The organism is Candidatus Rokuibacteriota bacterium (assembly GCA_016209385.1).
Lineage (GTDB): Bacteria > Methylomirabilota > Methylomirabilia > Rokubacteriales > CSP1-6 > JACQWB01.
On record JACQWB010000036.1, the window covers coordinates 22,964 to 29,501 of the forward strand.

Annotated in this window: 9 protein-coding genes; all 9 read right to left on the reverse strand. The window is 69.9% G+C overall.

The genetic code is table 11. The annotated features are described in order from the left end of the window. Positions 1-57 precede the first annotated feature (57 nt). Entirely contained in the window at positions 58-351 is a 294-nt protein-coding gene (locus HY726_02545) for a hypothetical protein (GenBank protein ID MBI4607872.1), read from the reverse strand. Positions 352-600: 249 nt separating this feature from the next. Next, on the reverse strand, positions 601-819 hold the full coding sequence (locus HY726_02550) for a hypothetical protein (GenBank protein ID MBI4607873.1): 219 nt from the start codon (positions 817-819) through the stop codon (positions 601-603). A 19-nt stretch (positions 820-838) separates the two neighbouring features. Next, positions 839-1,621 (reverse strand): enoyl-CoA hydratase/isomerase family protein, encoded by a 783-nt coding sequence (locus HY726_02555; GenBank protein MBI4607874.1) that lies wholly within the window; start codon positions 1,619-1,621, stop codon positions 839-841. 59 nt (positions 1,622-1,680) lie between these two features. After that, positions 1,681-2,604: a hypothetical protein gene (locus HY726_02560; GenBank protein MBI4607875.1), complete on the reverse strand. Its 924-nt coding sequence runs from the start codon at positions 2,602-2,604 to the stop codon at positions 1,681-1,683. 186 nt (positions 2,605-2,790) lie between these two features. Then, positions 2,791-3,564, reverse strand: a complete 774-nt coding sequence (locus HY726_02565) for a fumarylacetoacetate hydrolase family protein (GenBank protein MBI4607876.1) — start codon at positions 3,562-3,564, stop codon at positions 2,791-2,793. Between the two features lie 12 nt (positions 3,565-3,576). After that, a complete protein-coding gene (locus HY726_02570) occupies positions 3,577-4,344 on the reverse strand; it encodes a Sir2 family NAD-dependent protein deacetylase (GenBank protein ID MBI4607877.1) in 768 nt (255 codons plus the stop codon). 4 nt (positions 4,345-4,348) lie between these two features. Then, a complete protein-coding gene (locus tag HY726_02575) occupies positions 4,349-4,705 on the reverse strand; it encodes a hypothetical protein (protein MBI4607878.1) in 357 nt (118 codons plus the stop codon). Positions 4,706-4,733: 28 nt separating this feature from the next. Then, positions 4,734-5,750 carry a patatin-like phospholipase family protein gene (locus HY726_02580; GenBank protein MBI4607879.1) on the reverse strand — a complete coding sequence of 339 codons (1,017 nt, stop codon included), beginning with the start codon at positions 5,748-5,750 and terminating at the stop codon, positions 4,734-4,736. A gap of 43 nt (positions 5,751-5,793) precedes the next feature. Beyond that, positions 5,794-6,538 (reverse strand): thiolase family protein (locus HY726_02585; GenBank protein MBI4607880.1); only part of this gene is annotated, 745 nt, incomplete at its 5' end.

Genomic DNA, 6,538 nt, shown 5'->3' on the forward strand with positions numbered 1-6,538 from the left:
GGTGCCGCCCTTGGCCAGCTCGACGGCGTCGTGGAGACTCCACGACGTGCAGGAGCCTCAGTCCGCCGAGCCGGCGAAGATCACATCGCACTGCTTCGCCAGCTCGGCGATGATCTCGGGCGCGGCCGGCGTGGAGGCGTTGGCCTTCTTCCGGTGGATCACCGTGCGAACGCCGAAGCGCGTCCGCAGCAGCTCGGCCATCCCGTCCACGAGCCGATCGAAGTTCGGCTTGGTGTTGTCGAGGAAGCCGACGGTCCGCCCCCGGAGGTCGGCGGGCAGAGCCGGAGCCGCCACACGGCTCGTCCGCTTCTCGGGTACCGGACTCAGCACCCGGATCGTCCCTGGCTTCATCAGTCCCTCCCTACGTCAGTCGGAGGGGGACACCCACGCCTTCGGCGTGGGTACCCGGGCCCCCTCCGAGGCCTCCCCGGCTGCGGTTCGAGCGTGGCGGGGTCGGCCATGCCGTGAGGCAGGCCCCCCGCCGCGCGAGGCCCGAGTTGGTTGCGCGGGCGAAGCCCGCGCTCGAAGGGCATTACCACGGCGCCGCGTTAATCCAACTACAGACCTGGAGACATGGTCAAGGGCTTTCTTGGACCCCGCTCACCGCGGCGGCGGCGTGAAGCGGGTCGAGCGCTGGAGGAGCCGGGTGAGGGTCGCCGACAGCTCCGCGAGGATCGAGCGCTTGACCCGCACCTGGATCGCCTCCACCGGCTCGCTGCTCCCGAGCGGGTGGATCAGGAAAGTGCCCGTGAACTCTTCGGCGGTCTCGTCCGTCGCGGCGAGTCCCCGGACCCCCAACAGCTCCCACTCCCGGCTCATCCCCGGCGTCGCTCCGGGCTCACCGGCCCTTGAACTCGGGCTTTCGGCGCTCGGCGAAGGCCTTGGGACCCTCGATGGCGTCCTCGGTCCCACGGAGCGTGCCGGACAGGAACGCCTCGAGCCTGAGACCATCGGCCAGCGGGAGCGAGAGGCCGCGGATGATCGCTTCCTTGGCGGCGCGGACGGCCAGCGGCCCCCGCTCGCACAGGGTCTGCGCCCACTCGAGCGCCGTCGGCATGAGCTGGGGGAGCGGCACGACCTTGTTCACGAGCCCGATCCGGTACGCCTCCTCCGCATCGATGGTCTGGGCCATCAGGATCATCTCCATGGCCTTGGCCAGCGGTACCGCCCGGGGGAGTCGCTGGGTCCCTCCCGCGCCGGGCATGATGGCCCAGCGGACCTCGGTGAGGCCGAACGTGGCGTTCGGGGAGGCGAGCCTCAGGTCGCACGCGAGGGCCAGCTCCAGCCCACCGGCGAGGCAGTGGCCGTTGATCGCCGCGATCATCGGCTTCCAGATCTCGAGCCCTCGCGTGATCCCGCCGAGCCCGAACTGGTTGTGCCGGGCAGGCCCGCCCGCCTTGAAGGCCGCCGGGATGAGCTTTTTTAGGTCGGCTCCGGCCGAGAAGGCCTTGTCCCCGGCGCCGGTGAGGATCGCCACCCAGGCGGCCTCGTCGTCCCTGAACCGCGTCCAGGCGTCCACCAGCGCCTGCTGGGTCTCCGGATCAACCGCGTTCATCGCGTCGGGCCGGTTGATCGTGATCGTGACGACCTTGTCCTTCTGCTCGTACAGGACGGGTGGCATCGTCGAGTCTCCTCTCCTCCGGGCGACCTCGATCCCAGCCCTCGAGGTGGCCCGCCGCCTCACAGCTTGTGGGCGGGATGGTTGCCCCCTTCGAGGCCGATCTTGAAGGCTGCGATGTTGGTGATGAGGCCAGGCAGGAGCCCCTGAAAGAAGTCCGCCGTGAGCAGGATGTCGGAAATCTGCGCGGGGGCGAAGCCGGCCTGCTTCAGCGTCTGGGCGTTGATGGCCAGGGGGAACGGCAGGTCCAGGGCCAGCGCCACGGCCAACTCGTTCAGCTCGCGCACCTCCCGCTGGTAGCCGGGCGTGGGGATCTTTTTCTTCCACTCCTCCCAGGCCAGCTCCAGGTAGTCGGGCCAGCGCCCGAGGGCCCGGTAGTCGGACGCCACGAAGGTGAGGGCCGAGATCTTCATGATCTCGCGATACACAGTCTGCAGGTGGGGCGGGGCCTCGTCCATCTCAACCAGCCGCACCTCCAGGACCCGCGTAGGGTGGGTGTAGTGGGGGAGGAGATGGGCCCACGGCTTGCCGGGCAACGGCTTCCCCGCCAGCGACGACTGAAGCGCCGAGGCCATCAGGAGGAGGAACGGGTCACAGTAGAGAAAGAAGTCCAGGACGGCCTTGATCTCCTTGATGGCGTCGTCCGAGGAGCCGTGCATCCTGAGCACGGCCCGGTGGTCGCCCACCGTGAAGTGCTCCCGCACGATCGCCAGCGCCTGGCGGCGGAGCACCTCGGTTTTGTCGAAGAAGTCCTGCGTCAGCGCGTTGGGCCGGAGGAAGTCCCACTGGAGCCGGAGGAAGCGCGGGTACTTGGCGAAGGCGCGGAAGATGACGTTGACCACCGCGAATCCGAGTGATGCGGTGATCTCGTCGAAGCACTCGCGGACGGCTTCGCTGGCCTCATCCTCCTGAATGATGACCAGCTTGGGCTGCACGCTCCCCTTGCCTGCCCGCTGCCAGTACTGTCGCGGAGCCTTCGCGGCCATGGTCGCCTCACTCTCGGGAACGAGCTGCCAGGGTCCAACGCGCCGTGTCCGGAGTCGGAAAGCGTCGCTGTCGCGCCTGCCATCGGCCGGCGGCCCGCACGCCAGCGCCGCTCAAAGAATAGCGGTTGAGCGCCGGGAGCGCAAGGATCGGGCGCTGGTCGGCACCGGCCAGCGCTGAAGGCGCGCTCAGGCAAAGCGGGCCGCGACTGAACCGAGGCGGGTGAAGGCGGCGCGCACGTGATCGCCGGCCTTCGGTCGGAGGAGCTTCGAGATCGAGCCGCTCATCACCAGCTCCCCCGCCTTCAGCCCCACGCCCCGCTGGGCCAGGTGGTTGGCGAGCCAGGCCAGGGAGTTCAGCGGGTTCCCCATGACCTCGGCGGCGGTGTTGGTGGCGACCACGCGACCGTTCACCTCGGCGACCATCCCCTCGAGGGCCAGGTCCAGTCCGGGCACGGGCGTCAACGGCCGTCCCAGGACGATGCCGTTGGCGTAGAGGCCGTCGGCGATCAGGTCGGCCGCGCGCGGCGCGCCGGTGAACCGGATGTCGATCAGCTCGAGGGCCGGCATCGCGCCCTCGACAGCAAGGAAGGCCGAGGCCGGCGTCACCCCGGGGCCCCGGAGATCGGACTTCAGGAGGAAGGCGATCTCCGCCTCGACGGCGAGCTGGACGAAGCGCGCCGTCGGCACCTCGTCGCCGCTCGAGAAGACCCCTGCCGCCAGGAGGAACGCGGAGGCCGGCTCGTGCGCGTTGAAGGTCTCCCGGGCGGTCTGGCTCGTGAAGGCGACCTTCCAGCCGATGCTCCGCTCCCCGCGGGCTTCGAGGGCCGCCCGGAGGGCATCCTGGATCCGGTAGCCTTCGTCGGTCGAGAGGTCTCCGCTCTCGGAGAAGGGGGCGATCGCCTGGTGGGTGGCGCGGGAATGGGTCAGCCGTTCGACGGCCGGCCCGAGGGGGATGGCCATGGGGCGCTCCGGTCAGCCGAGGCGCGACTTGACGCGCTCGAGGATCTGCTCCATCACGGGCCCGGCCTTCCCCGGGATCACGACATCCGCGTAGGCGTCGTGGGGCGTCTCCGAGAGGTTCACGATGACCAGCCTGGCGCCCTCCCGCTTGGCGTAGAGCGGCATCATCGCCGCCGGGTAGACCACGAGCGATGAGCCCACCACGATGAAGAGGTCCGATCGCTTAGCGCGCGCCTCGGCCTCGAGAGTCTCGCGCGCCGGCATCGCCTCGCCGAAGAGGATCGTGTTGGGCTTGATGATCCCCCCGCACGCCGGACACGCCGGGACCTCCACCCCGGACTCGAGCCACCCCTGGATCTCGTCGCGCGCGTAGCGGGCGTCGCAGCCGAGGCAGCGCGCGCGGGTGGCGTTGCCGTGGAGCTCGATCACCTTCTCGGGCGGGAGCCCGGCCTTCTGGTGCAGGTTGTCGATGTTCTGGGTGATGCAGCAGTCGAGCTTGCCCATCCGGTTGAGGTCGGCGATCGCGTAGTGGGCGGCGTTCGGCTGGGCGTTTCGCACCACGGTGTAGATCTGGCGGCCGAGCTGCCAGTACTTCCGCCGCCCCTCGACGCTGCCGACGAAGTTCTGGTAGCTGAACTCGTCGGGGTCGAAGCGGTCCCAGATCCCGCCCGGGCTCCTGAAGTCGGGAATCCCGGATTCGGTGCTCACGCCGGCCCCGGTGAAGACGACGGGACGCCGCGCCCCGGCGACCAGGTCGGCGACGAGATCGACCTCGCGCATCCCCCTACCGGCGCTTCGCCTTCTTCGCCGCCCCGGCCTTCTTCCTGGCCGCCGCCTTTTTCCTCGGCCTGGCCTTCGCCTTGGGCGTCGGCGCGGAGGCCGGCCGCGTCACCTTCACGAACGGCTCGTTCCGCTTCCCCACCCCGCCGCGCACGACCGGGCCAGCCTTGATTGCCCGGGTCCAGGCCTCCAGGTCGCGGGCCAGCTCGGGGTAGCAGTTCTCCCGATAGGTCTCGAGCGCGCGAAGCGCAGCCGGGTCCTTCCAGGGCTTCAGCACAAAGGCACCGTCGGGGTCGTTCACGTCGAAGGGGGCCTCCGTCGCCATGGCCATCACGATGTAGCGCTTGGTGAGCTCAGCCATTGTCGTCCTCCGTGCGCGCGATTCGTGGCTAATAACCCAGTCGCGCCAGGCACGCCAGCGCATCCGCCCTGCCGCGCTCCAGCGCCTCGGCCAACGCGTGCGGTTCGAACTCCAACGGGCGCAGCAGGAGCGGCGCGGACGGCGTCAGGAGCTGTATCTCGACCCCCGGGTACTTGAGGCGCGCCAGCTCCACGTCCCGCCGGATCTGGTAGGTCATTCCCATCTCGAATGCCTCCTCCACGGCGCGGCGGATCGTCGTGGGCGGTGCGCCTTCCTCGCCCGTGGCATAGCTCATGATCACCAGGGCCCGGTCCACGGGGAGCCCGGACTCGAGCGCGTCGAGCACCGGCGCCCGCCCAGTGAGCCCGCCGTCAAACAGGAGGCGCCCCTCCACCGTCACCGGGGGAAAGGCTCCCGGGACCGCGACGCTCGCCATGAGAGCGTCCACGCTCACCGAGGAATTGTCAAACAGCCGCTTGCTCCGTCGCTCGAGGTCGGCCGCGACGACCAGGAGGCGGATCGGGGACCGGCGGACCCGCTCGAGGTCGAGCCGGGACTCGATCAGGGCGCGGAGCGGGCTCGAGTCGAAGAGGGACCCCGCGTGGTTGACCCGCCAGAGCGTGAGCCACCCGGGGAGGAGGCCCGCAAAGAAGATGGACGGGCGGAGGAAGAAGACCTGCTCGCGGCTGAGCCCGCGCCACAGCTCCTCCAGGAGCTCCGGCTGCCCGGCCGCCACGAGGGTCGCGTTGAGCGCTCCGGCCGAGGTCCCCGCCGCGAGCGTGACCGGAACGCCTCTGGCGACAACCTCAGCCGCGACGCCCGCTTCCCAGGCGCCCTTGGCCCCGCCGCCGGAGAAGACGAGAGCGGTGCGGACGTCGGCGGGCGGCCTGGCAATGGAGGTCGGCTCGCAGGAGCCGGCAGTGTCGTAGTTCGAGCCGAGGGGCGCCCGACGAGCCGCAGGCGAGGACAGCCACGAGGCGAGGCCCGAAAAAATTTCGCCGGGCCCCGAGAGGAGGAGGCACCCCGAAAGCAGAAGGAGCGCCAAGCCCCGGGGGCCGCGGCCCATGACGAAGGGGAGACGAGGTCGGTTACGGCTGAGAGAGGACGGCGACCGCGGAGACGGCTCCCGGCCCACCCAGGTTGTGGGCAAGCCCCACCTTGGCGCCCTTGACCTGCATCTTGCCGGCCCGTCCGAGGAGCTGGTCCGCGATGTTATTGATCATCCGGACCCCGGAGGCTCCGATCGGATGGCCGCACGACTTGAGGCCGCCCGAGGTGTTCACCGGCAGATCGCCCCCGAGCTTCGTCACCCCGCCGGTCGCGAACTTCCACCCCTCACCCGTCCTGGCGAAGCCCAGGTCCTCGTAGTTCACGATCTCGGTGATCGTGAAGCAATCGTGGCACTCCGCCACGTCGATCTCCTCCGCCGGGTTTGTCACGCCGGCCATCCTGTAGGCGGCCTGGGCGGCCTCGCGGGTCGAGCGGAAGGAGGTGAAGGACCAGGACTGGTCGAACTGGGTGTTCCAGTAGCCCGCCGTGACCGCGTAGGCGATCCCCCGGATGACGACGTAGCGGTCGGTGAACTTGGAGGCAAGCTCGGTCCGGGTCAGGATGCAGGCGGCGGCGCCGTCGGTGGTGGGGCAGCAGTCGAAGAGCCCCAGGGGCTCGGCCACCTTCGGGGCCCGCTGGTACTGCTCGAGGGTGATCTCCTTCTGGAAATGGGCCCTGGGGTTCAGCGAGCCGTGGTCGTGGTTCTTCAGCTCCACGGCCGCCAGGGCCTCCTCGGTGGGGCCGTCCTCCTTCATGTAGCGGGTCGCCAGGAGCGCGAACATC